This window comes from Virgibacillus necropolis, from assembly GCF_044793635.1.
GTDB classification, from domain to species: Bacteria; Bacillota; Bacilli; order Bacillales; family Amphibacillaceae; genus Virgibacillus_F; species Virgibacillus_F necropolis_A.
In genome coordinates this window covers 1,970,977-1,996,867 of the sequence record NZ_CP084992.1, presented here as the reverse complement: position 1 = coordinate 1,996,867, position 25,891 = coordinate 1,970,977, and the positions used below count along the sequence as shown (strand labels likewise).

Annotated in this window: 25 protein-coding genes and 2 pseudogenes; 23 read left to right on the top strand and 4 right to left on the bottom strand. The window is 39.5% G+C overall.

The annotated features are described in order from the left end of the window. Nucleotides 1-16 precede the first annotated feature (16 nt). Genes LG329_RS09475 through LG329_RS09465 form a run of 3 tightly spaced genes read left to right on the top strand, consistent with a single transcriptional unit; the run spans nucleotide 17 to nucleotide 3,433 of the window. A complete protein-coding gene (locus tag LG329_RS09475; protein WP_404450574.1) occupies nucleotides 17-931 on the top strand; it encodes an osmoprotectant ABC transporter substrate-binding protein in 915 nt (304 codons plus the stop codon). A gap of 23 nt (nucleotides 932-954) precedes the next feature. Continuing rightward, entirely contained in the window at nucleotides 955-1,629 is a 675-nt protein-coding gene (locus tag LG329_RS09470; protein ID WP_404450573.1) for an ABC transporter permease, read from the top strand. Between the two features lie 55 nt (nucleotides 1,630-1,684). Continuing rightward, on the top strand, nucleotides 1,685-3,433 hold the full coding sequence (locus LG329_RS09465) for a CocE/NonD family hydrolase (RefSeq protein ID WP_404450572.1): 1,749 nt from the start codon (nucleotides 1,685-1,687) through the stop codon (nucleotides 3,431-3,433). Between the two features lie 295 nt (nucleotides 3,434-3,728). Here LG329_RS09465 and LG329_RS09460 read toward each other — a convergent pair whose 3' ends face one another. Further along, on the bottom strand, nucleotides 3,729-5,900 hold the full coding sequence (locus LG329_RS09460; RefSeq protein ID WP_404450571.1) for an FUSC family protein: 2,172 nt from the start codon (nucleotides 5,898-5,900) through the stop codon (nucleotides 3,729-3,731). 597 nt (nucleotides 5,901-6,497) lie between these two features. On the opposite strand from LG329_RS09460, the gene cbpA reads away from it, so the two are divergent. The 8 genes and pseudogenes from cbpA to LG329_RS09420 all read left to right on the top strand — a co-directional run. After that, on the top strand, nucleotides 6,498-7,124 hold the full coding sequence (cbpA, locus tag LG329_RS09455) for a cyclic di-AMP binding protein CbpA (protein WP_404450570.1): 627 nt from the start codon (nucleotides 6,498-6,500) through the stop codon (nucleotides 7,122-7,124). 244 nt (nucleotides 7,125-7,368) lie between these two features. Then, a complete protein-coding gene (locus LG329_RS09450) occupies nucleotides 7,369-7,641 on the top strand; it encodes a holin (RefSeq protein ID WP_404450569.1) in 273 nt (90 codons plus the stop codon). 193 nt (nucleotides 7,642-7,834) lie between these two features. Beyond that, nucleotides 7,835-7,945, top strand: a pseudogene (locus LG329_RS09445) (DUF1028 domain-containing protein); the annotation flags it as partial. Nucleotides 7,946-7,989: 44 nt separating this feature from the next. After that, on the top strand, nucleotides 7,990-8,082 hold the full coding sequence (locus tag LG329_RS09440) for a putative peptidoglycan binding domain-containing protein (protein WP_404456521.1): 93 nt from the start codon (nucleotides 7,990-7,992) through the stop codon (nucleotides 8,080-8,082). Continuing rightward, complete coding sequence (locus tag LG329_RS09435) at nucleotides 8,075-8,275, top strand: CDGSH iron-sulfur domain-containing protein (RefSeq protein ID WP_404450568.1); 201 nt, start codon at nucleotides 8,075-8,077, stop codon at nucleotides 8,273-8,275. The genes LG329_RS09440 and LG329_RS09435 overlap by 8 nt, the downstream gene beginning before the upstream one ends. A 118-nt stretch (nucleotides 8,276-8,393) precedes the next feature. Beyond that, nucleotides 8,394-9,251, top strand: coding sequence for an aminoglycoside phosphotransferase family protein (locus LG329_RS09430; RefSeq protein ID WP_404450567.1), 858 nt, complete (start codon nucleotides 8,394-8,396; stop codon nucleotides 9,249-9,251). 33 nt (nucleotides 9,252-9,284) lie between these two features. Continuing rightward, complete coding sequence (locus tag LG329_RS09425; RefSeq protein WP_404450566.1) at nucleotides 9,285-10,271, top strand: 2-hydroxyacid dehydrogenase; 987 nt, start codon at nucleotides 9,285-9,287, stop codon at nucleotides 10,269-10,271. A 131-nt stretch (nucleotides 10,272-10,402) separates the two neighbouring features. Continuing rightward, nucleotides 10,403-11,988 (top strand): annotated as a pseudogene (locus LG329_RS09420) (FAD-binding dehydrogenase); the annotation flags it as partial. Nucleotides 11,989-12,500: 512 nt separating this feature from the next. Here the strand turns inward: LG329_RS09420 and LG329_RS09415 are convergent. Next, nucleotides 12,501-14,888, bottom strand: coding sequence for an immune inhibitor A domain-containing protein (locus tag LG329_RS09415; RefSeq protein ID WP_404450565.1), 2,388 nt, complete (start codon nucleotides 14,886-14,888; stop codon nucleotides 12,501-12,503). A 338-nt stretch (nucleotides 14,889-15,226) separates the two neighbouring features. Between LG329_RS09415 and LG329_RS09410 the strand changes: the two genes are divergently transcribed. The 12 genes from LG329_RS09410 (at nucleotide 15,227) to LG329_RS09355 (ending at nucleotide 23,235) form a co-directional block, all read left to right on the top strand. Further along, nucleotides 15,227-15,487 (top strand): metal-sensitive transcriptional regulator, encoded by a 261-nt coding sequence (locus tag LG329_RS09410; RefSeq protein ID WP_404450564.1) that lies wholly within the window; start codon nucleotides 15,227-15,229, stop codon nucleotides 15,485-15,487. Between the two features lie 139 nt (nucleotides 15,488-15,626). Continuing rightward, nucleotides 15,627-16,106 carry a DsrE/DsrF/DrsH-like family protein gene (locus LG329_RS09405; RefSeq protein ID WP_404450563.1) on the top strand — a complete coding sequence of 160 codons (480 nt, stop codon included), beginning with the start codon at nucleotides 15,627-15,629 and terminating at the stop codon, nucleotides 16,104-16,106. Nucleotides 16,107-16,173: 67 nt separating this feature from the next. Continuing rightward, nucleotides 16,174-16,470 carry a rhodanese-like domain-containing protein gene (locus LG329_RS09400; protein ID WP_404450562.1) on the top strand — a complete coding sequence of 99 codons (297 nt, stop codon included), beginning with the start codon at nucleotides 16,174-16,176 and terminating at the stop codon, nucleotides 16,468-16,470. Nucleotides 16,471-16,486: 16 nt separating this feature from the next. Continuing rightward, the gene (locus LG329_RS09395) at nucleotides 16,487-17,059 is read left to right on the top strand and encodes a sulfurtransferase TusA family protein (RefSeq protein WP_404450561.1); all 573 of its coding nucleotides are present in this window, start codon (nucleotides 16,487-16,489) and stop codon (nucleotides 17,057-17,059) included. A 12-nt stretch (nucleotides 17,060-17,071) separates the two neighbouring features. Then, a complete protein-coding gene (locus LG329_RS09390) occupies nucleotides 17,072-18,202 on the top strand; it encodes an MBL fold metallo-hydrolase (RefSeq protein ID WP_404450560.1) in 1,131 nt (376 codons plus the stop codon). Between the two features lie 19 nt (nucleotides 18,203-18,221). Next, nucleotides 18,222-18,449: a sulfurtransferase TusA family protein gene (locus tag LG329_RS09385; RefSeq protein ID WP_404450559.1), complete on the top strand. Its 228-nt coding sequence runs from the start codon at nucleotides 18,222-18,224 to the stop codon at nucleotides 18,447-18,449. A gap of 42 nt (nucleotides 18,450-18,491) precedes the next feature. Then, the gene (locus LG329_RS09380; protein ID WP_404450558.1) at nucleotides 18,492-19,277 is read left to right on the top strand and encodes a sulfite exporter TauE/SafE family protein; all 786 of its coding nucleotides are present in this window, start codon (nucleotides 18,492-18,494) and stop codon (nucleotides 19,275-19,277) included. 139 nt (nucleotides 19,278-19,416) lie between these two features. Then, nucleotides 19,417-20,073, top strand: coding sequence for a hypothetical protein (locus tag LG329_RS09375; protein WP_404450557.1), 657 nt, complete (start codon nucleotides 19,417-19,419; stop codon nucleotides 20,071-20,073). Then, nucleotides 20,073-20,831, top strand: a complete 759-nt coding sequence (locus LG329_RS09370; protein ID WP_404450556.1) for a cytochrome c biogenesis CcdA family protein — start codon at nucleotides 20,073-20,075, stop codon at nucleotides 20,829-20,831. Before LG329_RS09375 ends, LG329_RS09370 begins: the two co-directional genes overlap by 1 nt. 17 nt (nucleotides 20,832-20,848) lie before the next feature. Then, a complete protein-coding gene (locus LG329_RS09365; protein ID WP_404450554.1) occupies nucleotides 20,849-21,451 on the top strand; it encodes a TlpA family protein disulfide reductase in 603 nt (200 codons plus the stop codon). Between the two features lie 37 nt (nucleotides 21,452-21,488). Continuing rightward, nucleotides 21,489-22,169 carry a response regulator transcription factor gene (locus LG329_RS09360; RefSeq protein WP_404450553.1) on the top strand — a complete coding sequence of 227 codons (681 nt, stop codon included), beginning with the start codon at nucleotides 21,489-21,491 and terminating at the stop codon, nucleotides 22,167-22,169. Beyond that, on the top strand, nucleotides 22,159-23,235 hold the full coding sequence (locus tag LG329_RS09355; protein WP_404450552.1) for a sensor histidine kinase: 1,077 nt from the start codon (nucleotides 22,159-22,161) through the stop codon (nucleotides 23,233-23,235). The genes LG329_RS09360 and LG329_RS09355 overlap by 11 nt, the downstream gene beginning before the upstream one ends. A gap of 106 nt (nucleotides 23,236-23,341) precedes the next feature. On the opposite strand, the gene LG329_RS09350 is transcribed toward LG329_RS09355, so the two are convergent. Both LG329_RS09350 and LG329_RS09345 read right to left on the bottom strand, forming a co-directional pair. After that, nucleotides 23,342-24,235 carry a YitT family protein gene (locus LG329_RS09350; RefSeq protein ID WP_404456518.1) on the bottom strand — a complete coding sequence of 298 codons (894 nt, stop codon included), beginning with the start codon at nucleotides 24,233-24,235 and terminating at the stop codon, nucleotides 23,342-23,344. 432 nt (nucleotides 24,236-24,667) lie between these two features. Then, nucleotides 24,668-25,879, bottom strand: coding sequence for a dicarboxylate/amino acid:cation symporter (locus tag LG329_RS09345; protein WP_404450551.1), 1,212 nt, complete (start codon nucleotides 25,877-25,879; stop codon nucleotides 24,668-24,670). Nucleotides 25,880-25,891: the final 12 nt, after the last annotated feature.

The following is a 25,891-nucleotide window of genomic DNA, read 5'->3' as shown; positions in this document are numbered from 1 at the left end:
AGGGGGATTACATCAAGTGTTTACGGTAAATAAAAAATCAGTAGTAGCATTATTACTTGCATTAACATTACTGAGTGGTTGTTCTCTGCCTGGACTTAGTGGTCCTGCTGAAAAAACAGTCACGATTGGTACGTTGGGAACAGCGGAATCGGCAATTATGGGTAATATGGTACGTCTTATGGTCGATCATTACACAGACCTTCAAACAGAAATGATCACGAACATGGGGTCTTCCACTGTGCAACACCAGGCAATGATGGCAGATGAGGTTGATATCACCGCTACCAGGTATACGGGGACGGATTTAGTTGGTGCATTGGGTATGAAGCCAGTCAAAGATCCTGAAAAAGCCATGAAAATAGTAAAAAGAGAATTTGAACAACAATTCAATCAGACATGGTTTGATTCATACGGTTTTGCTAATTCGTATGCTTTTACTGTAACAAGTAAATTAGCAGAAAAAGAAAACTTAAAAACTGTTTCTGACCTTAAATCAATCGCATCTGAACTGAGATTGGGTGTCGACAGTGCATGGATCAGACGTCCGGCTGTCGGGTATGATTCGTTTATTAAAACGTATGGATTTGAATTCGGCCGAGTTTTTCCTATGAACATTGGTCTGGTTTATAAGGCTGTTGAAAGTGGAGAAATGGATGTTGTACTTGCCTATACCACTGATGGGCGTCTAGAGGCTTTTGACCTTGTGACATTGGAAGACAATAAACATTTGTTCCCGCCATATGATAGTTCTCCGGTAGTCCGCAACGAAGTGCTTAAAAAGCATCCTGAGCTTCGCGATATTATCAAGAAGCTAGCTGGAGAAATTAGCACGAAAAAAATGCGAGAGATGAATTATCAGGCGAACGTAAAGATGAAAGAACCAAGGATTGTTGCTGAAGAATTTTTGGAGAAAAATAATTACTTCGAGTAAAATCTCTAGGAGGTGAAGTTACTATGGAAACACTTACAGATTTAGGGTTGTACTATTCACAAAATATGGCTTACGTATGGGAACAATTTTTACGCCACTTTCTAATGTCCGCTTACGGTGTGTTATTTGCGGCGATTGTTGCTATTCCTGTCGGCATCATTATTGCACGTCATGCCAAGTTAAGCGCTTGGGTGATTTCACTAACGAACATTATTCAAACGATTCCTGCCCTGGCCATGTTGGCAGTTCTTATGTTAGCTATGGGCCTTGGCGCTAATACTGTCGTTTTTGCTTTATTTCTGTATTCACTTTTACCAATTTTAAAGAACACGTATACGGGTATTCGTGGTGTAGATAATGCACTGATTGAATCAGGACGTGGTATGGGAATGACAAAACTTCAATTATTGCGAATGGTTGAATTGCCCCTTGCATTATCCGTTATTATGGCGGGTCTTAGGACCGCACTCGTTATTTCAATTGGTATTGCTACGATTGGTACGTTTATTGGTGCAGGCGGTTTGGGAGATATTATCATCCGTGGAACAAATGCCACAAATGGTACGGCTATTATTTTGGCGGGGGCAATCCCGACAGCATTGATGGCAGTGGTTGCCGATGTGGTAATGGGATGGCTGGAGCGGTTACTTTCACCAGTCAAAGTAAAAAGTACAGACAAAACGGAAGCGGCAGCATAACGGAGTTTCCCTTTGTTGCCTAGCAGCCAGCTCCCCGAACAAGGAGGTATTTTATATGCAGATTTTATTAGGAAAGAATGTTGCATGCACAATGAGGGATGGTACAGTTCTTTATGCTGATATATACCGTCCTCAAGAGGAAGGTGAGTTTCCTGTATTATTAACACGCCTTCCGTACAGTAAGGATTTACCTTTTTATTCTCACCGCTATCTGGATACAAATCGGCTTGTTGAAAATGGTTATGTCGTCATTATTCAGGATGTGAGAGGCCGTTTTCAATCTGAAGGAGATTTTGAACCGTTTATCTATGAAGCTGAGGATGGCTACGATACGGTTGAATGGGCGGCATCATTACCCTACTCTTCTGGGAAGGTCGGGATGTTCGGACTCTCTTATTATGGCTTTACGCAACTGTTGGCAGCGACGGAGCGACCGCCGAGTTTACAGGCAATTTTCCCTGCCCAAACATTAAGTGATCAACGAAAAGGTAATGCGTACTATCATGGCGCATATGGACTAGGTGGATCGAAAACCTGGGTCCTTGAATCAATTGCTCCGGATCTTATCAAAAGAAAGTACACAGATCCAGTTGAGTATGGCAAAGTTATGAAAAAGCTGGCTAATGGTATCGACCATATAGAAGAATGGTATCGTCATGCACCAATTAAGGATTGGCCACTATTAAAAGAACTCGGTGTAGCAAAGTACTTCTTTGAGCAACTGGAACGTGGAATGGAAGATAATGATTGGCAAAGGACAAGTCTAGTAGACAAATATGATCGGATTAATGTTCCGGCATATCATCTTGGAGGATGGTACGATAGTTTGCTAGGTTCGACGATTGACAATTACACGGAAATGAACAGTAAGGCGGACGGCCAAAGTATACGAGAGCACCAGAAATTAATCATTGGACCCTGGGCTCACGGTGACTTCGGTTCGGTGATTGGAGAGCGAAAGTTTGGCTCCCATGCATCAGAAGATTGGATAGACCATAAAGAAGATCTGACAAATCTCCACATCCGTTGGTTTGACTACTGGTTGAAGGGGAAAGATTCACATATTGCTGATGAAGCTCCGGTTAAAATCTTTGTAATGGGTATGAATCAGTGGCGCGATGAACAGGAGTGGCCTCTTGCGCGTACAAACTATGTACCATATTATCTACACAGCCAGGGTAGTGCCAATACTGGAGGTGGTGACGGAAGACTGTCCACGAGAAAACCAGGTCAGGAACCGACAGATGATTTTGTGTACGATCCTGAAAATCCAGTGCCGTCATTAGGTGGATGCACCTTGTACGATGGTGTTAACACAACTGGCCCACAAGACCAACGGAAGATTGAGGAAAGAGATGACGTATTAGTCTATACAACTGAGCCTCTAAATGAGCCGGTTGAAGTAACAGGTCCTATCAAAGTCAAGCTTTGGGCGTCGACAGATGTGAAAGACACTGACTTCACTGCAAAACTGATAGATGTATTACCGGATGGAACAGCTTATAATTTAGCAGATGGTATTGTCCGTGCAAGGTATCGCAACGGTTACAAGCCTGAGGCAGATTTGAGCGGGGAAGTGGTAGAGTATGAGATTGATTTGTGGGCAACCAGCAATCTGTTTCTTTCAAACCATCGGATAAGGATTGAAGTCTCATCCAGTAATTTCCCGCGTTTTGATGCGAATCTAAATACAGGGAAAACGATGTTGAATAGTTCAGATTACAAAACTGCAAATCAAAGGATCTATCACAATGAAACGTATCCTTCCCATGTTGTTCTTCCGATTATACAGTCGAATGAATAAATAAAAATCATCCTGTGTTCAACAAATATGTACACAGGATGATTTTTATTTTGAATAGGGTTTGTACAAATATGGTCCGATGTTCAATCGGCGGATATAATGTCCGATTGGCCGATATATTTTGATATTGGCGGTTATATTTCAATATTGGCAGTTATATTTTTAAAATGGCGGTTATATTTTTAAAACGGCCGATATAATTATAGATTGGCGGATAAAGCTGCGAATCGGCAGATAAAGCACTTCAGCTATAGCCAATCTTCCGCCCGATAACATAACTCCCCGTATGAAATTTTTATTTTTCCTCTGCCCCCATATCGATACCCAAGGCCACAATGGACTGATTAATTCGCCACACATAATAAAGGTGATGGATTAAGTCTCGGTGGGCTTGGTCCCTATTTGGAGCAAGGCGCTCGATTTGTTCCCGTTCTTTTTTTAAGCTATAAATCCTGCCAGTACGTTCGGTTCCTAGGATAAGTTTGCTAAGAGTGTCAATGTTATGTTCCAGTTTTTCCTCGACATCTTTAAAGGTTTCCTTTAACTCCTCTGGGTATTCGAAATTCCCTCTAAACGATGAAGCGACCAGGTGTCTGGCGTAATAGTTGATCGCTGTGAATATGGTAATCCAGCGGGCGATACCAGAGTTACTAATCGTTTCCGGCCGGTTAAGCAGCGGGCCAGCCTCGTCTTCAATTGATTGAAGCTTTTGATCCAACGTAAACGCGTTGTCCGCAAGATCTTTCACGTAAACATCTTCACGAAAACTCTGCACATAGCCGGTTACATATGGTTTCAGTTCGGTTAAAAATTCATCAATACTATCTGCGACTTTGTCCTTTGTTTTCTTAGGGAAAATAACTGCTGATACTGCAAAAGCAATGATGGCACCTGCAATTGTATCGATGACGCGTTCACCGATTAATTGAAGGGTGACTCCTCCGAGTAAAATATCGTACATAAAGGCAATTAGCATCGTGATGAACATACTCATCATGGTATAGGAAACGGTAACGAGGTAAAACGCTAAGAAAACTACCAGAAACAAAAGAATCAACTCAATGGTGGAGTGGCCGGAAAATATTTTTGCAAGGCCAAATCCTAGTGCTGCTCCAATTATCGTTCCAAATGAGCGCTCGAATCCTTTTTTATAGGTTCGCCCAACTGATTCTGTTCCGAGTAGAACAATAAATGCTGTAAGAAGCACCCAATATGGTTGGGTTGGCGAAATGATTTGACCAACGATTATAGCGATAATTCCTGCAACAAGTGCCTGGTAAGCCTTTTTTGTAGAAGGCTTAAGTTCTTTCTTATTATCAGTAGAGTCATCTTCGTCATCGTCTGCCTCATTATCCTCTTGATTACTTTGCGCGGATTTACCTTCATGCAGGGATTCTTGTATGCTGACCACACCTTCTACCACATGATTCGCAATCGATTCAATCCGACGAATAAGAAAAACCCATCCTTCAGGTTGTTCTTTCTGAATGAGAAGATCCTTTATGGCTAGACGAAGTCCCTGTACGGCTAATTCCGCTTCTTCTAAATCTTGCTTATCATAATTTTGTGCAAGCACTCTGGCATCACGAAGACAGGCTATTACCCAAACAAGCAATCTGCGCAGTTCCTCTATCTCAAGTGCATCAGCTTTTTTCAATTTATATATGGATTCAGTTAACGTTTCAATCAACATACCCGTATCGAACACATACAGTCGTAATTGCGCGGTATCAAGGCCAGGCCATATTTCTTTTATGTCCTGTGCGTTAAGGTTTCCAGAAACAGTTCTACCGTAATCGCGGAGCTTACGAACAGTTTTCCTAAGATTTTTGATTCGCTTAGGGTTTGGCTCTGTATCCTGAATGCCTTTTATTAACATATTAAACGTCAAATTGCTTTGGATATGAAAGGACCGGATACTCCGTTTTAAAATTTGTGCTGAGTCTTTAAATAAAATGAAATTGTACAAGAACGCATAAATCACCCCGATTAAGATACCCATATAGAACCACGGTAATTGGTCTGATGAAAGGCTCAAAACGGAAGAAATATAAACCGTTATAAAACCGATCATGCAAATGGAAAAGTAACGAACACCAAACCGCGTTAAGTAAAAGGCACCAAAGATAACGAGTATCATTAACACGTCAATATAGTAGAGATTGCCTGCTAGTAAAGATCCCCCTGTAATCCCAACTGCAGCGGAAACACCGAGTAATAAAGTCGTTATTTGTTTTTCTTTTTTTGAATCGTCCATGACAATCATGATACCCATCATTCCGACCATTCCAGATACAATAGCCGGTGTAAGGAGGTCATTTCCTGATAAGCGTAAAATCAATAAGGTCGTGAAGACAGCCGACATTAAACTGATGGTTGCTTTCCCTGCCTTCTGAAACCGTACTCGTCCTGGATCTGAAGCCAGCAGCCTTCCGAGCCAGTGGTGTTTGATATGTAAATGTCCCAATGCGTCACCACTCTTTTCCGAAACTTCTTGTTTAGCAGGTAAGAAATCCTTTCTTACTGCATAAGTGCAACTAAGGCATTCGCCATTAAGGCTTGGCGATAAGCCAAGTTTTCTAATTTGTAAGGAAAGTATAAAATGTAACATTAAATATTTTGGTCACTATGCAGGGCCACGTTCAGCTCCAGCGCCCAGCGACTATTGGATTTCCTTTACCTCCTTACGATAAGTCAACATCGGTTCGCTTTCGCTTACCGTGTTTCCTTTATCTCATAAGAAAGAAGGAAGTTCGATTAAAACCGCCACTTTGAGTGGCAACATCGAACTACCCACGTTGCGTGGGCACAATCCATACGTCGCTAAACGGGCGCTTGCGCTTTTGTTCTTATGTTCTTTATACTACCATTTGTATAACCAATCCACCAATGAACAATTCTTGTGGTTTGAAGGAAAAACAGAGCATAAGGTCGAATTTAAGTAATGACAGGAGAAATTACTTTTCTTTGATGTTATAATGGCAAAAATAATAAAAGCATCATGAAATTTTTTGCATATATAACATGTGTGCTGAATAACTTAGAATCTTGGGAGGTTGAAAAAATGATTGTAAGTAATGATTATGTAGTGAGACAGGAAGTTATTTATGTTAAAGAAACGGATAGTATGGAAAAAGCAATGGATAAATTGAACTCGTCCGGATTCAGGTGTATACCAGTCCTAGATGAAGAAAGAAACAAGTTTCTCGGTAATATTTACAAGGTCCATATCCTGGAATATGAAAAAGAACATGGTTTGAACGGTCCAGTGAAGGAACTTATGAGAGATCAAGAAGGTTGGGTCAGGGAAAACGACTCATTTTTTAAAGTGTTTTCCAGTATTAAAAAGCTACCATATTTGGGAATTGTAGATGCAGAGGGAGAATTCTTAGGAATTCTAACACATGCGAATGTGATTTCGGTACTAGAGAATGCCTGGGGAGCGAATAATGGTAGTTATTCCTTGACCATTGGTACCGTTGAATTCTCAGGAGCATTACAGAAAATGCTAAAAGTTGTTAATAAGCATTGCAACGTACAAAGTGTTATTTCACTGAATAACGACTCAAAGTACGCAAGAAGAGTATGTATCGTGTTACCGAAAAATGTAAATTCAAATGAAGTAGAGCGTATTAAGAAAGAGTTATACAAAAATAACTTCCAAGTTACAGATGTCGAGAAGTTGAATTAGAGGGCCATTAGGGCTCTTTTTTTTTTTGAGAGCAAGGAAAGTATAAACGAAAGTCTGTCTAGCTCCAGCGCCCAGCGCCTCGAGGTTTTAAGTCAAATCTCTTTGTGATAAAAAACATCACTAAGAGATTCGTCTTAAACTTGTCGGGGCTGACCAAGGCGCTTGCACTTTTCTTATTAAAACTAAACGTCTGTACCAACCATTCGAGAGAAGTGGACATAAAATGGTACGGGGGGAATTTATTATGCAAGAAGTATTATTATTTTCATCCGTAATAGCACCAGTCATTTTGTCCTTAATTGAATTAATTAAAAGGACTTTCAATTTGAAGAAAAACTTTATTCCATTAGTGAGTGTTTCAATCGGGCTATTAATTGGTGCTATGGCTTATCCGTTCACTGATCTAGATTTAGTCATGCGTTTATGGGCAGGCGCTCTTGCAGGATTATCTGGAACAGGATTATTTGAGCTAGCTAAGAAGACAAAGGAAGGATATACAAAAGGGAAGCAGCCGTAAGGGAAGGATCAGGCCATGTAGATAACCAATCAGTTGTCCCAAATAATTTATCCATATGGGTACAAGTTTACGATACGCTCTTGTATCCTATTTGTGCTCCCATAAATAAAGGAATTTTAATTGTATTCGTCGAAGTTTATGAATAAAGAAGCATATAGAAAAGTAAATTGTTAATAGAGGGGACATGGTATCAATGACATTTTCAATAGCGGGATTTGACCCTGAAACAAATGAGCTAGGTGTTGCTGTGCAATCGAAGTTTCTTGGGGTTGGCTCAGTTGTTCCATGGGCTAAAGCAGGTTTGTAGACGATGAAGCACTACATAAAGGTTTGACATCTTTTCTTCATGTGGAAAACTTTGAAGAACGAAAACTGGAAAAAGGAAAGATTGATAAAGAAGTATTAGATTTCATGATAAATAAGGGGGATTTTCATGAGTGATAAACTACAAATTAAAGTGAATGATAATGGGCCTTTGCTAGTATCGGGTGACATCGAATTGGTGGATGGAGAAGGAAATGCGTATACCACGAAAAGGATTTTTTCACTTTGTAGATGTGGGCATTCTCAGGCGAAGCCATATTGTGATGGCACACATAAGAAGGTAGGATTTGAGAGTAAACCGAGGGTGTAGGATAAAGAAGAAAAAGCGCCAGGATCAAATGGTCCTGGCGCTTTTCTTTGTCGATTAGCAGGGAAATTGACATGTAATGGAGAATAGTTAAAGTGTGGAAATAAAAGGGGAATTATGTATGCAAAATCTATTTCATGACGTTGATTGGAACGAGAAATCGGTTAAACTAGATGAACTTTTAGGACAGTCAGATTTAAGTGTTCACACGATGAATCAGGGAAATGAAGCGGAAGTAATGAAAATCAGCACAGAAAAAGAAAGCTTTGTCTTGAAGTGCTGGACTCTTGATTCGAAACCCAATATTCAATTTCAGTACCACTTATTGAATACTCTTTCTGCACGTGGATTATCTGTTTCTAAAGCAATCGGATGGGGAATTAATTCTGAAGAGGATAGTGTACTTCTAACCTCTTACGATGGGACACCAGCTACGCATGTAAGTAAAGAAGCATTGACTGAAATCGCATCTATTTTATCCAGCATACATAAAACACCACTGAAAAAAATAGATATTACGCTGCCAAAGTATGATTTTATTAGTTATTTCTACCCTGGAATAGAAGCTTTTCCGGACTTACATAAAACCATTACCGAATTGGTTGGAAAGACTGAAATTAGGCAGAACTGTGTTATTCATGGAGATTTTCATTTTGAAAATATTGTGGAGGATAATGGGCGATATACTGTTATAGATTGGACGAACGGTCAACTGGGTGATAAGAGGTATGATTTTGCATGGTCCAATACATTGTTCAAGATTTACAGTCCATCTGATCAGTATTCTTCTATATTTCATACCGCATATTTATTGGAAAATCCGTTGCAGGATGATGAAATTGAACTATTTGAAGCGTTGGCTTGTCTTAGGTGGATCTACCTTAACCGGAACAAAAATGTACCTATTAAACCTGATACGATCAAGCGGGTGAAGAACGTAATTTGTACTAATCCCTATCTGATGGAACAGGAATTATAGAACTTTGAAAGTAGAAATAGGAGGAATCAGTGTATGAGTACAAACGTAAAACCTAAAGTAATTGCTTATCATGACCTACCAGATATCGGCATTCAAAAACTAAGAGAACGTTTCAACCTTGTTCACTTTACGGATGTTAAACAAGAGTATGAGGTTTTTTTGGAAGAGTTAAAGGATTGTAAAGGCCTGATAGGTATGGGACTTCCGATTAATGCAGAGCTTTTGGCGAATGCTCCTGAGCTACAAATCGTTAGCAATATTTCGGTTGGCTACGACAACTTTGACATAAAAGCAATGACGGAACATGGCGTGATGGGTACGAACACGCCCGGTGTATTAGATGACACTACTGCCGATGCGATGATGACGTTGATGCTTGCTGCTGCACGAAGAATTCCCGAGCTTGACCGTTTAGTAAAGGAAAAGAAATGGACGGATATGATTGGTTTGGAAAACTATGGGGTCGATGTTCATCATAAGAAACTCGGTATTATTGGAATGGGGCGAATTGGTTCTGCTGTAGCGAAACGTGCCCATTTTGGTTTTAATATGGAAATCCTTTATCATAATCGAACGAAAAATGATAAGGTCGCTGAAGAAGTGGATGCAACGTATTGTGATTTGAATGAGCTATTGACAGAGTCTGATTTTGTGCTGGTTATGGCTCCAGCGAATAAAGAAGCGGGGCATATTATGGGAGCCGAGCAGTTTTCCCGCATGAAACAATCTGCTATTTTCATCAATGGTTCACGTGGTGAAAATGTGGATGAACAGGCATTGGTCAAGGCGTTGAAAGAAGGAGAAATTTTAGGAGCGGCTTTAGATGTGTTTGAACAAGAGCCAATTCAAACGGATCACGAAATTCTTGAATTGGAAAATGTTATGACAGTCCCTCATATAGGTTCGGCAACACTTGAGACTAGAATGAAAATGTTTGAGTTGGCAGTTAAAAACCTTGGTCAAGGGCTACAAAATCAAGAGCCAGATAATTTAGTGAATAAGGAAGTAATGAAGCGGTAATAGGAGAAGATTAAATTGGTGGATAATTTTGGAGGAAAGGTTCAATTTGGTGTGATTCTAAAAGCTAAAGGGGTAACTTCATGGACATAGATGTAATCGTAGTGGGTGCTGGGCTTGCTGGTTTAGTTGCAACTGCTGAAATCGCGGATGCCGGTAAAAAAGTATTGCTGTTAGATCAAGAACCAGAGGCATCTTTTGGTGGGCAGGCATGGTGGTCTTTCGGAGGATTATTTCTAGTAGATTCACCAGAACAGCGTCGGATGGGAATAAAGGATTCAAAGGATTTAGCTTGGCAGGACTGGGTTGGAACTGCTGGCTTCGATAAGGAAGATGATGAAGATTACTGGGGTAAAAAATGGGCAAAAGCTTATGTTAATTTTGCATCTGGCGAGAAACGTGAATGGCTGCAGCGTATGGGAATGCGTTTTTTTCCTGTAGTTGGTTGGGCTGAACGTGGTGGTTATCTTGCTGAAGGACATGGAAATTCAGTACCAAGGTTTCATATTGTATGGGGCACAGGACCTGGCATTGTTGCGCCGTTTGAACAACGAGTACGCGAGCATATGAAAAACGGTAACGTTGTGTATAAACCACGTCATCGTGTGGATAATTTGGTTACGGATGATGGAGCGATTGTCGGTGTAGCAGGAGCTGTACTTGCTGATAGCTTTGCTGCCCGGGGGGAGGAAAGTTCAAGGGATGTTATTGGTGAATTTTCCCATCGTGCAGAAGCTGTACTAGTGTCTAGTGGTGGTATAGGGGCTAATCATGACCTAATCCGTAAAAACTGGCCTAGTAGACTTGGTAAAGCCCCTAAAAAGATGATAACAGGTGTGCCAGCGCATGTGGATGGTCGGATGCTGGCGGCCGAATTGTTAACCGTGATCGCATGTGGCACTATACAGAAGGGATAAAAAATTGGAATCCAGTATGGGACAAGCATGGTATACGTATTCTGCCTGGTCCGTCGTCCATTTGGTTGGATGCAGAAGGGAACCGATTCCCGGCACCGAATTTTCCCGGATTTGACACACTGGGCACCCTGGAAGCGATACAAAAAACTGGCTATGATTATTCCTGGTTTATTTTGACACAAAAAATTATCGAACGGGAATTTGCGCTTTCTGGTTCTGAACAAAATCCTGATTTAACTGGCAAAAGTATTAAAAAGGTATTGAGCAGGATACTGCCTGGACCAACGTCTCCCGTAAAGGCATTTATGGACAAGGGCGAGGACTTTGTTGTAGCAGATAATATTGATAATCTAGTTATTGGCATGAATAAGTTAACAGGTGAACGATTACTAGATCGTGACGCTATAGCGCGACAAATAGAGGCGCGCGATAGAGAAGTAGATAATGCGTATACGAAGGACTTGCAAATAACTGCGATACGGGGAGTACGTAATTATCTGGGTGATAAATTAATTCGCGTTGCCACACCACATAAAATACTAGATCAGAAAAACGGACCACTTATTGCTGTTCGGTTAAATATCGTTAGTCGTAAAACGTTGGGTGGATTACAAACGGATTTATCTGGACAGGTGCTTAATGAAACTGGAGAAGCGGTTCCTGGTTTATATGCAGCTGGAGAAGTTTCTGGATTCGGTGGCGGAGGGCTACATGGCTATCGAGCGTTGGAAGGCACGTTTTTAGGTGGATGTTTATTTACTGGACGTGAAGCGGGAAGGGCTATTGCTCAGACATTAAAATAGAGGAATCTACCTTTTGCTATTTGCAGAAGGTAGATTTTTTTTTGTGTAAGGAAAGTATAAAATGTGACATTGAATATTTTGGTCACTATGCAGGGCCACGTCCAGCTCCAGCGCCCAGCGACTATTGGATTTCCTTTACCTCCTTACGATAAGTCAACATCGGTTCGCTTATGCTTACCGTGTTTCCTTTATCTCATACGGTTCAGTCCAATCCATACGTCGCTAAACGGGCGCTTGCGCTTTTGTTCGTTAAGTAAGTCAGGCGTGGGGGGGCGCTTGGCCGATATAATTTGATAACGGCGGTTATTCTTCAATATTGGCAGTTATATTTTTAAATTGGCGGTTATATCTTAATAATGGCAGATATATTTCCAGAATGGCAGATATACCCGTGAATCGGCGGATATGTCACATGGCCATGGGCTTTTTTTAGACATTTTGAGAAGCCGGGTTTGAAGGTTTTTAACATAGAAAAGGATCGGGCAACTAGCCCGATCCTTTCATTAAAATCCTTACTTATAAATCAATACATTACCAACAGTTTCGTCAGCGCTTTGTCCAATAACACGGAATTTCAATCCGTATTCTGGTACATTACGTCCAGCGTCTACTAAACCTGGGTTACTCCAGTCTTCACTGTCGTCAAACAATGGAGTACGTTTTGTAAAGTTGTCTTTCATTGTACGACCTAGTAGATCTGAGTAATCGATAAACATTTTCTCCGATTTATCGATACTGAATGCTGCATCATGTACTTGGTAACGGGTAGAAGCTACTGTTTTATCACTCCAGTATATAGCGTGTTGATCAGCATCAACTACTCCAAGGAAACCATCACCAGGGTGAACGCCTGTCCAGTTGTTATCATATGATTCATCCACATACCATACAACTAAACCAGGATCGAAGCTCATTAAGCTAGCACCACGACGGATGTGAGCAAGACCTTCGTCAACACCGTTATGCGTTCTCCACTCTAATAAATAGTAGTGTTCAGTTTTATATTTACCATCATGCTTTTCAAATCCATTTAGATCAAATTGAGGATCTGCCTCAGCTCCGTCAAAGAATACTTCGCTACCATCAGCTGTTACTTTAACGTTATCAGCAAAGAATCCATCTAGGTTTGTTGCCCAGTCAGTCATAGAACGGAATTGAATTTTAATTTCTTGACCAGCATAATCGCTAATGTCAATTGATTCATGTACCCAACCATCACTTGAACCTGTGTATCCAGGTAAGTTTTCCTTAATTGCAGGATAGCCGTTTGGATCAACTACAGAGCTTGTACGGTCACTTGAAAGTGATGTCCATGTAGCACCATCATCTGTTGAAACTTGAACCATTGCATAATCCCAATTTGACTCGATGTTATACCAAGCATCGAAATCAAGTGTTGCATTTGTAGCATCAGTTAAGTCAACTGTTGTTACCATTTTGTGGTCGGCTTCATCGCCTTTACCACCATAATATTCGAATTCTCCAGCAGCTGGAGTGTTCAATACATTTAATTTTGCAGGAAGATCAACGCGTACAGCGTCATTGTTTGTACCTTTTGTTACCGCTTGGTCAAGAAGTACAGAAGTACCGCCATCTGTGATTTCATTTGATTCTAGTGTAGTTCCACTTAACCAGTTACCACCATGTAACGTTTGGAGCATTTCTTTAGCAAACGGGCTCATTCCAGGAGGCTCTGTTCCAGGAATATCTCCTGCCCAGCTTCCGCCTGCCATAAGAGACCAGTAAGAAACTGCTTCACCAGCACCACTGTAAATCGTGTCATATTCATCTGGTAGACCTAAGTCATGACCATATTCGTGAGCAAAAACACCAGCAGCGCCGTCTTCAGGTTCGATAGTGTAATCGAGAGCTGCCAATTGTCCACCGAAACGATCACTATCAGATGTACCACCTGGGACTGCAGTTAACTGTCCAAGGTTCCAACGGTGTGACCAAATTGCATCGCCGCCAAGTGCTCCACCACCAGCTTCTTCACCAACACCTGCGTGAATAACCATTAAATGGTCGATTACACCATCTGGCTCATCATATACGCCATCTGTGTCGTAATCGTAACGATCCCAAACATCATACTCGCTTAAATCAACGTTTGGATCCTGTCCAGCTTTTGTTAAAGCTTCAAAGACTAGTTCACGTGGACGTGCATCACTGCCATCTGGAGCAGGGAAGTTACCGCCATAGTAAGCAGCAGGATTCTCAGCTGTATACCATCCAGCAACTGTACCATCTACAGTATAGCTACCACCAGATTGTTGATCATAGTATTGTTTCATAGATATTAGGTTTTCTCCGTTAGGACCTTCATATCCATCTTCTCCAAAAATCATATTTTGGAAATGTGAAAGTGGGTAATTTTCATACCACATGTCTGTTTCTTCTTGTTCAATAGAGCTTTTCTCGTAATCTGGGAAATCGATTGCTAATACTAGAACTTTATCAGAACGTGTTTCGCCGTTATAAACTTCTTTTTCCACAGAAGTAATGTTTTGCTTTTTAGCATGACCAAGCTTATTACCCTTACCATTTGTAAGGCCATTATCATGCGTTTTCGCTTTATCTTTCATGTCGCCATCTAAGCCTTTTGGAAGTTTATCTTTCGTCTCTTTAGCGTTTTTGGCTTTTCCTTTTAGGAATTTTTTCAAAGCCTTTTGCGCTTCTTTGGCACTTGCATCTTTTGCGATCGTACCATTTTCTTTTAACATCTCTATTAATTTCTCATCGTTAGCAATGCCTAAATCTACTGGTGATCCAACTGACGATGTAACTTTTGCAGATAGATTGTTAGATTCAGGAACATGTGCTGTTGTTGCACTAATATTTACTGTTCCAAACCCTAGTGTAAGCGCTAGAGTAGTAGATAGAATGAGTCCCTTTTTCATAAAGTCTTTTTCCTCCTATAAAGTATTTAGATTTAACTGCCCCTAAATCTTAAAATAATTTATGTAGTGACCTCCCCCTATTCTTTTTCTAAGTAGAGTAACTAAACTTCCTAAGAAAGAAGTTTGGTAACAGTCTAATAATAAAGTCTAAACAAAATATTGTAAATATTTCTAGCGTAAAAGGAGAAAAATGGTTCTAATGTACTGAAATGTGATAGTGAATTTGAACTACAAAAATCGTTTTTAGTTTGTAAGATATTTTTTTTAACGTTTAAGTTTGACAATATACCTTACGGGGTATATGCTAAGCCTAGCAATTGATAGAAAGAGGTGTAGCAATGGAATACGATGATAAAGTGAAAAATAGAGTTAAACGTATAGAAGGTCAAGTTAGAGGCTTGCTAAAAATGTTGGACGATGAAAAAGATTGTAAAGATGTTATCGTACAAATGTCAGCTGCAAAGGCTGCTTTGGATCGAACTGCTGCATTAATTGTTAGCACAAATCTGGAGCAATGCATTCGTGAGGCGAAGGATAATGACGAAAGTTCCGAAGCAATTATACAAGAAGCGGTAAATTTACTTGTTAAAAGCCGATAAAAAGTAATATTTGACAATATAAAGTCCAGGTTTTAGGATGATAACTGGGTTAAGCAATACGGTTAACCCTATTTTTTTAACAGGTATAATACCCATACGGGTAATGGTAATAATTAATCATAGGATAGGAGAAATGTAAATGTCAGATAAAAAGAAAACAACGATTGTGTTATTTAGTGGTGACTATGATAAAGCGATGGCTGCATATATCATTGCTAACGGTGCAGCGGCTTATGACCACGAGGTAACAATCTTTCATACCTTCTGGGGATTAAATGCACTTCGTAAAGAAAATCAAGTTCCAATTAAAAAAGGACTTATGGAGAAGTTATTTGGAAAAATGATGCCAAGAGGCACAGAAAAAATGGGTCTGTCCAAAATGAATTATTTGGGAATGGGACCTAAAATGATAAAGAGTGTGATGAAGAAACACAATGCCATGCCTCTACCTCAATTAGTAGAAATGGCACAGGAACAAGATGTGAAATTGATTGCCTGCACGATGACGATGGACTTGCTTGGACTGCAAAAAGAAGAATTACTTGATGAAATAGAGTATGCAGGAGTTGCAGCCTATATTGGTGATGCAGAAAATGGCAATATAAGTTTATTTATATAATTTTTTTACAAAACATTATACCCATACAGGTATATGTATAATAATGATAAATTTGGAGGGATAAAGAATGAAAGAAATTACAACAAAGGACCTAGCTTTGAAATTGAAAAATGGAAAGAACATTAGTGTTATCGATGTTCGAGAAGATGAGGAAGTAGCTCAGGGAATAATTCCAGGTGCACGCCATATTCCATTGGGTCAAATTCAAGATCGACTAGATGAAATCCCAAAGGGTCAACATCATTTTATGGTTTGTCGGTCTGGTGGCAGAAGTGGTAAGGCATGCGCATTTTTAATAGAAAAGGGATATAACGTTACCAATATGGCAGGCGGTATGTTGGCTTGGAAAGACGAAGTAAAGTAAAGGAGGAGAAATTCACATGAACATTACAACAAATGAGACGATAGATGCAAAAGGATTAGCGTGTCCAATGCCAATTGTTAAAACTAAAAAAGCTATAACAAAACTGGAACCTGGTCAGGTAATCGAAGTCCAAGCGACTGATAAAGGATCCACAGCGGATTTTAAAGCATGGGCGACGAGTACAGGGCATCACTATCTTGGAACAATAGAAGACGCTGATGTATTAAAGCATTATTTGCGAAAAGCGAGTGATGTGGAAATCAAAAAGGAAATAAAACATGAAACGACTACTGGTTTGGATGAACTACAAAATAAAATAAAGCTAGAAGAATCACTTGTTATTCTAGATGTTCGTGAACCAGCTGAATTTGCGTTTGGTCATATACCAGATGCTGTGAATATACCCCTTGGGGTGCTAGAAGAACGATTAGAAGAAATTGATAAGGATAATGAAGTACATGTTATTTGTCGTACAGGTAATCGAAGTGATTTAGCTGCACAGACGCTATTTGAAAATGGCTTTAAGAACGTTAAAAATGTGATACCCGGAATGTCAAAGTGGGATGGCCCATTAGACAATAATAGCTAGGAGGTAAGAGTGATGCCAACAACTATAACTACGAAAGAATTGGCGAAAAGGATAGTGAACCATGAAAAAACATTCATTCTGGACGTTCGAAATAAAGATGAATTTGCTGATTGGAAAATTGAAGGTGAAAAAGTAAAAATAATCAACGTACCATACTTTGATTTACTCGATGGAATTGAACCAGTAACTGATAAGCTAGACAAAGACCAAGAAATTATCGTTGTTTGTGCAAAGGGTGGGTCCTCACAAATGATCGCCGAAATGCTAAATGAAGCAGGTTTCACCAATGTCTTTGACCTTGAAGGTGGAATGAAAGCCTGGAGTGAACATGTAGAACCCGTGAAAATTGCTGATTTAAATGGTGGGGGAAAACTTTATCAATTCGTTCGATTAGGTAAAGGATGTTTATCTTATTTTATTGAATCAAACGGAGAAGCAGCAGTTGTGGATGCGGCAAGAATGATAGATGTTTATGAGAAATTTGCGGAAGAAAATGGCGTACAAATTAAGCATGTTATCGACACACACTTACATGCAGACCACATTTCCGGTGGACGAATGTTAGCAGAAAAAGTAGGAGGAAGCTATCACCTACCGCCAAAGGATGCAACAGAAGTAACGTTTGATTATGCTGCTTTAGAAGAAGGAAATGATATTGTTGTCGGAAACACAACGGTTAACGTACAACCAATGTACTCACCAGGGCATACGATTGGAAGCACTTCGTTCATCATTGACGATACGTATTTATTAACGGGGGACATACTGTTTGTGAAATCAATCGGCCGTCCAGATTTAGCTGGAAAGGCAGAAGATTGGATTGGCGATCTTCGTAACACGCTTTATAACCGTTACAAAGAACTTTCCGAAGATTTAGTTGTGTTACCCGCCCATTATTCATTTGCGGAAGAGCTCCGAAAAGATGGCAGTGTTTCCGCTCGTTTAGGAGATTTATATCAGAAAAACACGGGATTACAGATAGAGGATGAGAATGAATTTAGAAAAATGGTTACGGAAAATCTTCCACCACAACCAAATGCATATGAAGATATTCGAAAAATAAACATGGGTAAAATCAATCCGGAAAGTGAAAAACAAAGAGAAATGGAAACTGGCCCAAACCGTTGTGCGGTTGAAGGCTAAGTCAGAGGAGGAAATATAAATGGAATCAACTAAAGTATTAGATGCCAAAGGACTGGCATGCCCAATGCCGATTGTTAAAACAAAAAAGGCAATGGAAAAAATAAACTCTGGTGATGTGTTAGAGGTACATGCGACAGATAAAGGAGCTAAAAGTGACCTTACTGCATGGACGATATCTGGTGGTCATGAACTATTAGAAGACATGGAAGAAGACGGGGTACTAAAATTTTGGATTAAAAAAGCATGAGGAACCCATCTTTGGGGACCCTCTTGTTAGGGGTAATGCAGTATGGAGTTTAGTATTATTTTCATTGTGTCAATTTTTCTTATTGGATTCATTGGCTCATTTGTTTCTGGAATGCTTGGAATAGGTGGTTCCATTATTATCTATCCCATGTTGTTATATATTCCTGCAGCTTTGGGAATAGCTCAATTTAGTGCATTTGAAGTTTCAGGTATTACGGCTATTCAAGTATTTTTTGCGACAATTGGTGGGGTATGGGTATATCGAAAAGGGGAGTATTTAAATAAAATCATCATAGGATATATGGGTATCAGTATCTTAATTGGTAGTTTTGTTGGTGGTATTGTTTCCTCTCATATGACCGAAAACGGAATTAACATGGTATATGGCGTGTTGGCTTTAATCGCTGTAGTTTTAATGTTGGTGCCTAAAAAAGATATTGATGATGTACCTTTGAACATGGACAGATTTAATAGATTGCTTTCAGCACTACTCGCGCTACTTGTCGGGGTGAGCGCAGGCATTGTCGGTGCAGGTGGAGCATTCTTGTTAGTACCTATAATGCTAGTGGTTCTTAGGGTTCCAACAAGAATTACAATTGCAACATCTTTGGCAATTACATTTATCTCTTCCATCGGTGCGACAACCAGTAAAATAATAGCTGGTCAGGTACTATTTGTCCCAGCAGTTATCATGATTATAGCAAGTTTAATCGCTGCACCACTTGGGGCGAAATTAGGGAAAAAGGTTAATACAAAGTATCTGCAATGGATTCTGGCAATTTTAATAATAGCAACAGCAATTAAAATTTGGATGGATCTTTTAAGTTAATTCGGTTCTATATTGTATTATATGGGGGAACGGTTGGGGTAGTTATAAAACCTTTGCCGTTCTTTTTTTTACTTTCATCAAATTTTCATATTCCATTTATATAATTACTATTAGAACTCATTTAGGAGGAATTACTACTATGCCATCAGCTTGGATAATTGGTCCTCTCATTATCAAAAGTTCGCTTATCCTACTTATTGGCAGTTTTGTTGTGGGATTTATATTTTTTCGGTTCACCAGTCCTTTTTCAAAGTTAGAAACGAAGCAACGTATAGATGAAATTGGATCTATTCTAGTTGTATTTGTCATTTCATTGTGGGTTGGAAAAATTCTGACAAATATCTCCACATTCATAAGTGACCCAGGTGCTATTTTGGCTTATCCAAGTGATTCAAAGGCTTTCTATGTGGCATTTTTACTCACTTTGATATATGGCAAATTCAAAGTAGTTAAACATTATCAGCATTTACTACTTCTTCTCTTATCCTGGATGTATGTATTTTTATCTGCTTCCTTTGTGTATGAATTTATTCAAATCATGGTAGGAGATGGAGTGCTCACTTGGGTTTACATAGGATTACTTGCGGTACTACTTATTATTATCATCCTGCTACAGGAGAAAGTGACAACTGCACAGCTTATGTTTGTAAGCATTCTTGGGTGGAGTCTGGGACAACTCGCTTTATCTATTTTTCATCATACAAGTGTATTCCAATTTTACTTGGATCAAGGCTTCTATGGCATTATTGCTATTAGTAGTATCGCGTTATCTACATTAAGAAAGAGGGTGTCATGATGGGTGGAATAGAAGCAGATACAATGTTGGTGGTAGGAATGTTTCTGGCGCTTGGCGCTGGAGCGCTATCTTTCCTATCCCCTTGTGTGTTACCGATTTTCCCTGCCTATTTATCGTATATTACAGGTATCAGTGTCAAAGAACTTCAAGGCAACCATGATGGTGAAATCCGTAAAAAGTTATTGAGCCATTCCATATTTTTTTTACTCGGAGTCTCCCTGATTTTTATTAGTTTAGGTGTCGGTGCTTCGTTTTTAGGTCAATGGATTCAAGAATTACTTTCAGGTGATTCTGGATTACTCATCCAGCGTATAGCTGGGGTATTTATTATTTTCATGGGGCTATTTGTTGGCGGGTGGATTAAATTCACAGCATTAATGAAGGAAAGGCGCTTTCATTACTCAAAAAAACCCATGGGCTATCTAGGAACCTTTTTTGTTGGTATGGGATTTGCAGCTGGATGGACACCGTGTATCGGGCCAATTTTTGCTTCCATTTTATTTTTAGCAGCTAGTAACCCTGGACAAGGAGTATTTTATACCATCATGTATGTCATCGGTTTTGCATTACCGTTTCTTGTATTGACCTTCTTTCTTGGGTCCACAAAATGGATTGTCCGTCATAGTGGAATCATTATGAAAATAGGTGGAGTGGTCATGATTGTGATGGGTCTTATATTATTCTCTGGCTTAATGCCACGAATCTCTGCATTTTTACTGCAGCTTGTACAGAATACTTGGTTAACTAAATTAGGATAAGAACGGAGGGTGTATCAATGAAAAAGGCAATTCTTATTGTGATTGTTGTGGGGATGCTTGGCTTCGCAGTGTATGATTTCATCGCTTCGTCTGAAGATACGGCCATTCAAGAAAAGGCTGAATCTATTTCGGACAATACAATAACATCCCCACCTAAGGATGATGATAAGGAAGAGGAGGTCGTTGAGTCGGATGAAGTAGGTCTTGAAGTAGGACAAATCGCTCCGGACTTCAAGCTGTCTACGCTGAATGGGAAGACAGTAAAACTTTCGGACTTTAGGGGTAAAAAGGTCATGATAAATTTTTGGGCAACATGGTGTCCACCCTGTCGGGCTGAAATGCCTGATTTGCAGAAGTTTCATGAAAACAAAGATGTAGTGATTTTAGCTGTTAATTTAACTGGATCTGAATCAGGTACAGAAGATGTTCAAAAATTTGTTGATGAGTTCGGAATAACATTCCCAGTATTGTTAGATAAACAATTGGCTGTATCAGGTGATTATCAAATTCAACCCATTCCTACTTCTTTTATAATCGATTCTGCTGGCCGCATTCGAAATAAAGCATTTGGTGCTTTAAATTACGAAATGATGGTTCAAGGATTTGAGAAGATACAATAGGCCTCAAATTTAGTAAACTAAAAAGTGAGGTGATCTCGTGAAACAAACGATATTGGTAGTGGAAGACGATAAAATGATCCGTGAGCTTGTCAGCATATATTTGAATAAGGCAGGATATGACGTGGTTGAGGCTGTTGATGGTGAAACTGCAAAGGATGTTTTTTTAACTTATCATCCGTGTTTAATTATTCTTGATTTAATGCTCCCTAAACTTAGTGGCGAGGAATTTTGTAAATGGGTACGCGAACAGGAACGAAATGAAGTATCGATTATTATGCTATCTGCTAAAGTTCGAACAGAGGATAAAATTAATGGATTAAAAATAGGTGCTGATGATTATTTGACGAAACCATTCGACCCAGATGAACTTGTAGCTCATGTAGAAGCAGTTCTTAGGAGGACGGGGCAATTTTGTCAAAAGGTTGTCTGTGACGGATTGTGTATAAAACCGCGAAAAGGCGAGGTTTTGCTTTATGATAAACAAATTAATCTGACGAAGCATGAATTCAATCTTCTTTTTCATTTCATGGAAAATCCTAATGTAGTTCTGTCAAGAGAAGACCTAATTAATCAACTATATCCATATGCTGATAAAACTGTTCTGGATCGTACCATTGATGCACATATAAAGAAACTCCGGGAAAAAATTGAGGATAATACGGCTTCCCCGAAACGTATTTGCACTGTTCGAGGAATGGGGTATAAATTTGTTCATTAAAAAATCATGGCTTCCAAAACAATTTTTATGGCGTTTGACCTTTATAAATATAGTGGTAGTTGCATCATTTATTGTGTTTAGTAGTTTTGCGATCTACAATACAGCATGTTTTTTAGTTGATGGAATGGGAACGATGAATGATCAGAAGCAAAATAAATTTAATTCAACGCTTTTTAATTATTTGTGGATATTTAGCATTACGGCAATTGTAACTGGTAGTGTGATTCATTTTTATTTAACGAAAAAACTAATACACCCACTCAGAAGGCTGATTGAGTCTACCAAAAGCATGAAACAAGGCCAATATCCGCGTCCCATTGAGTTATCATCTGATGATGAAACTGGACAATTAATTGGTCATTTTAATGAGTTAATTCTGCAACTGAAAAGAAACCAGCAACATCGACAAAAACTCGTCTCAGACTTGTCTCATGAGTTTCGCACACCTTTGTCCAATCTAAATGGGTATCTGAATGCATTGAAAGATGGGGTGATTGAAGGGGATCTGAAATTATATCAGTCACTCCACGCAGAATCCACACGTCTTACGGGAATGGTTGAACAACTTGAGCAACTTAAGGAATGGGATTATGTCACACAGCAACAACTTTCTGAGAAAGCCTCGGTGGACATGTATCTGCTGATTGAACAATCTGTAGAAATGTTTCGTTGGTCGCTTGAGAAAGCTGACATTGCAATAGACGTTCAAACTGATCATGGAATAGTGAACGTATATAGTGGAGGGATTCCACAGGTTGTCAGCAATTTGATCGACAATGCCATTCGTTATTATCAAGGAACTGGTCCTATTATGCTTAAAGGGGAAAAAATAAAATCCGAATACAAATTTTCTATTACAGGTCCGAGTCAAAAAATTCCGCCGGCAGAATACAATAAAATCTTTGAGCGATTTTATCGTATAGACGCTTCCCGCAACCGCGAAACAGGAGGGACAGGACTTGGGCTTGCTATTTCAAAAGAAATAATCGAACATCATCACGGTAATGTTGGAATTACTTCAAAAGGGAATCACAATACTTTCTGGTTTACTTTGCCGCTCGCTTAGGTGAAGTGTTTGTAAACAATTTACATAAAAATAAACATATAAAAGGATGATAGAGTGGTGGTAAAGCGTTCCATTTATCCTTTTACATGTTTATTTTTTTAGCTTATTAATGAATCGCTTTTTTCTTAAAGCGTCCACCTTTCACATCGTGAATGTCACCTACCGCAAGAAATGCAGATTCATCTTTATCTTCCACGATATTTTTTACCTTAGCTTCTTCAAGTCTGGTAATGACAGTGAAAATAACTTTCTTATCGTCTCCTGTGTATGCACCTTCACCATTGAGATAGGTTACACCTCTACCAAGACGAGCGTTTATGGCTTCACCAATTTCTTGATATTGGTCACTTATAATCCAAACTGATTTGGACTGATCCAATCCTTCAAGCGTAAGGTCGATTGTTTTATATGCAATGAAATAGGCGATTAGCGAGTACATAGCACGATCCCAGCCGAAGACAAATCCAGCACTTCCTAGAATGAAGACATTCATAAACATAACAACTTCACCGACAGAGAATGGGGTTGCCTTGTTGAATATAATTGCCAATATTTCAGTCCCGTCAAGTGATCCACCGTGACGTATGACAAGACCAACGCCAACCCCAATGCATATACCACCGAAAACAGAGGCGAGCAGGAGATCTTCTGTTAAAACTGGAACAGGGTGAAATAATGCTACCCCGATCCCAAGAATAAGGTCGCCCACTAAAGTGGTAAGGGCAAAAGTTTTTCCGATTTGTTTATAGCCGAGTATTAAAAAAGGAAGGTTAAAGAGGACAAGCAATAATCCGAGATTAATGTTAGATAAATAGGCAGTTAGAATGGAGATTCCGATGATTCCTCCATCAATTATGTTGTTTGGTACTAAAAATATTTCCAGTCCCGCAGCTACTAAAAGTGCACCTAATGGGACAAAAATCATTCGTTTTAATAACTTGGCTTTTGTTAATTTTTTTTGACGATTTGCAGATTTTACGTTGACAAAGTCTTGTGGCATTTGGTCTTCCTGCATATTTTTCCCCCTATATTTTTAAATAACATACTTATTATATCATTTATTATTAATATCCTGTACAAATTTGGATGTAAATATTAGTAAGAATACCAAAAAAAGACTGTCAATCCCTTGATTAGAAGGGATTGTTCAGTCTTTAACATTCTTTAGTTATTATGAGAACTGTTTACCTTCTTGTACGTAAGGAAAGTATAAAATGTGACATTTAATATTTTGGTCACTATGCGGGGCCGCGTCCAGCTCCGAAGTACAGGACGTACTAGTGCCGATAAAGCCACAGGACGTGGCGTTTTTATCGGCCAGGCCAGCGCCTAGCCCGCCTGAGGTTTTAAGTCAAATCTCTTTGTGATAAAAATCATCACTAAGAGATTCGTCTTAAACTTGTCGGGGCTGACCAAGGCGCTTGCGCTTTTCTTACTCTTCTTCCGATTTATTAATAATGGTTGTCCCGACTAAGTCACCTGTGACATTCAGAGCTGTACAACCCATACCAACTAGTGCATCAATTGCAGTTAATAAACCAACAGCTTCCATCGGTAGACCTAACTGTGCAAAAACAGTGGCGATCATGATAATACCTGCCCCAGGGACACCGGCTGTACCAACAGATGCCAACGTACCAACCAACACTACTTGAAGCATATCTGTAAAGCTTAACGGGTCTCCGACAATGTTGGCAGCAAATACAGCGGATACTGCAATCCGGATAGCCGCACCGTCCATGTTAATCGTGGCTCCTAACGGAAGACTAAACCCATATAAGCTTCTTGATAACCCCAGATTTTTTGCCGCATTTAATGTAAGTGGTAATGTACCGGAACTGCTTTGGGTAGCGAAAGCAGTAATCATTGGTGTCCGTGCATGCGTAAAAAACCTGGTCGGCTTGATTTTTGAAAGAATCATTAAGATGACATAGATTCCAACCTGTACAATTAAGGCAACATAAAGAACGAGAATCATATTTCCAAGTGAAAGTAGCGTTTCGGCACCCTGATTGCCAACGGTTTTTGCGATGATGGCAAAAATTCCGATTGGAACGTATTGAAGGATGACCTTCATAATAGATAAAGTCGCTTCATTCAGTCCGTCAATAACTTTATAGACATGTTCTCCTAGCTCAGCGTGTTCCTTCGATGAACGTAATGATGAAATCGCAATTCCGAAAACAATTGCTGTAAAAATGATACCTAATAGATTAAGCTCACTAAACGCAGTGAAAATATTTTCAGGAATGATGCTTAATAGAACACTTATTGTGCCCGGATTGTCCGGGACGTCAAACTTTTCACTAGTATCCAGTGTCATTCCAGTTCCAGGGTTAAAAAAGCTTGCAACAGCGATCCCAACTATAATTGCGAGGGCAGAAGTCAGCAGGTAATAGGCAAAAACCTTTCCCCCCATACGACCCAGGTTACCTATTTTTGTTTGGTTAACCCCAACAATTAATGTAAATAAAATTAGCGGAATGATAAGGAATTTCAACAAATGAATTAAAAGATCCCCAAATGGCGCTAATACTGCAGCATCTTTACCAAATATAACCCCGACAATAATACCAAGAATAAGTGCAACGGTAATTTTCAAAATAAGTGAAGCATCTAAATAACCTTTCCAAATCGCCTTCATGAAACAACCTCC

Bases quoted from the DNA above. Each gene is read 5' to 3' on its own strand.
- LG329_RS09470 (WP_404450573.1), top strand. From the start codon at position 955: ATGGAAACACTTACAGATTTAGGGTTGTACTATTCACAAAATATGGCT.
- LG329_RS09465 (WP_404450572.1), top strand. From the start codon at position 1,685: ATGCAGATTTTATTAGGAAAGAATGTTGCATGCACAATGAGGGATGGT.
- cbpA (WP_404450570.1), top strand. From the start codon at position 6,498: ATGATTGTAAGTAATGATTATGTAGTGAGACAGGAAGTTATTTATGTT.
- LG329_RS09450 (WP_404450569.1), top strand. From the start codon at position 7,369: ATGCAAGAAGTATTATTATTTTCATCCGTAATAGCACCAGTCATTTTG.
- LG329_RS09435 (WP_404450568.1), top strand. From the start codon at position 8,075: ATGAGTGATAAACTACAAATTAAAGTGAATGATAATGGGCCTTTGCTA.
- LG329_RS09430 (WP_404450567.1), top strand. From the start codon at position 8,394: ATGCAAAATCTATTTCATGACGTTGATTGGAACGAGAAATCGGTTAAA.
- LG329_RS09425 (WP_404450566.1), top strand. From the start codon at position 9,285: ATGAGTACAAACGTAAAACCTAAAGTAATTGCTTATCATGACCTACCA.
- LG329_RS09415 (WP_404450565.1), bottom strand. From the start codon at position 14,888: ATGAAAAAGGGACTCATTCTATCTACTACTCTAGCGCTTACACTAGGG.
- LG329_RS09410 (WP_404450564.1), top strand. From the start codon at position 15,227: ATGGAATACGATGATAAAGTGAAAAATAGAGTTAAACGTATAGAAGGT.
- LG329_RS09405 (WP_404450563.1), top strand. From the start codon at position 15,627: ATGTCAGATAAAAAGAAAACAACGATTGTGTTATTTAGTGGTGACTAT.
- LG329_RS09400 (WP_404450562.1), top strand. From the start codon at position 16,174: ATGAAAGAAATTACAACAAAGGACCTAGCTTTGAAATTGAAAAATGGA.
- LG329_RS09395 (WP_404450561.1), top strand. From the start codon at position 16,487: ATGAACATTACAACAAATGAGACGATAGATGCAAAAGGATTAGCGTGT.
- LG329_RS09390 (WP_404450560.1), top strand. From the start codon at position 17,072: ATGCCAACAACTATAACTACGAAAGAATTGGCGAAAAGGATAGTGAAC.
- LG329_RS09385 (WP_404450559.1), top strand. From the start codon at position 18,222: ATGGAATCAACTAAAGTATTAGATGCCAAAGGACTGGCATGCCCAATG.
- LG329_RS09380 (WP_404450558.1), top strand. From the start codon at position 18,492: ATGGAGTTTAGTATTATTTTCATTGTGTCAATTTTTCTTATTGGATTC.
- LG329_RS09375 (WP_404450557.1), top strand. From the start codon at position 19,417: ATGCCATCAGCTTGGATAATTGGTCCTCTCATTATCAAAAGTTCGCTT.
- LG329_RS09370 (WP_404450556.1), top strand. From the start codon at position 20,073: ATGGGTGGAATAGAAGCAGATACAATGTTGGTGGTAGGAATGTTTCTG.
- LG329_RS09365 (WP_404450554.1), top strand. From the start codon at position 20,849: ATGAAAAAGGCAATTCTTATTGTGATTGTTGTGGGGATGCTTGGCTTC.
- LG329_RS09350 (WP_404456518.1), bottom strand. From the start codon at position 24,235: ATGCCACAAGACTTTGTCAACGTAAAATCTGCAAATCGTCAAAAAAAA.
- LG329_RS09345 (WP_404450551.1), bottom strand. From the start codon at position 25,879: ATGAAGGCGATTTGGAAAGGTTATTTAGATGCTTCACTTATTTTGAAA.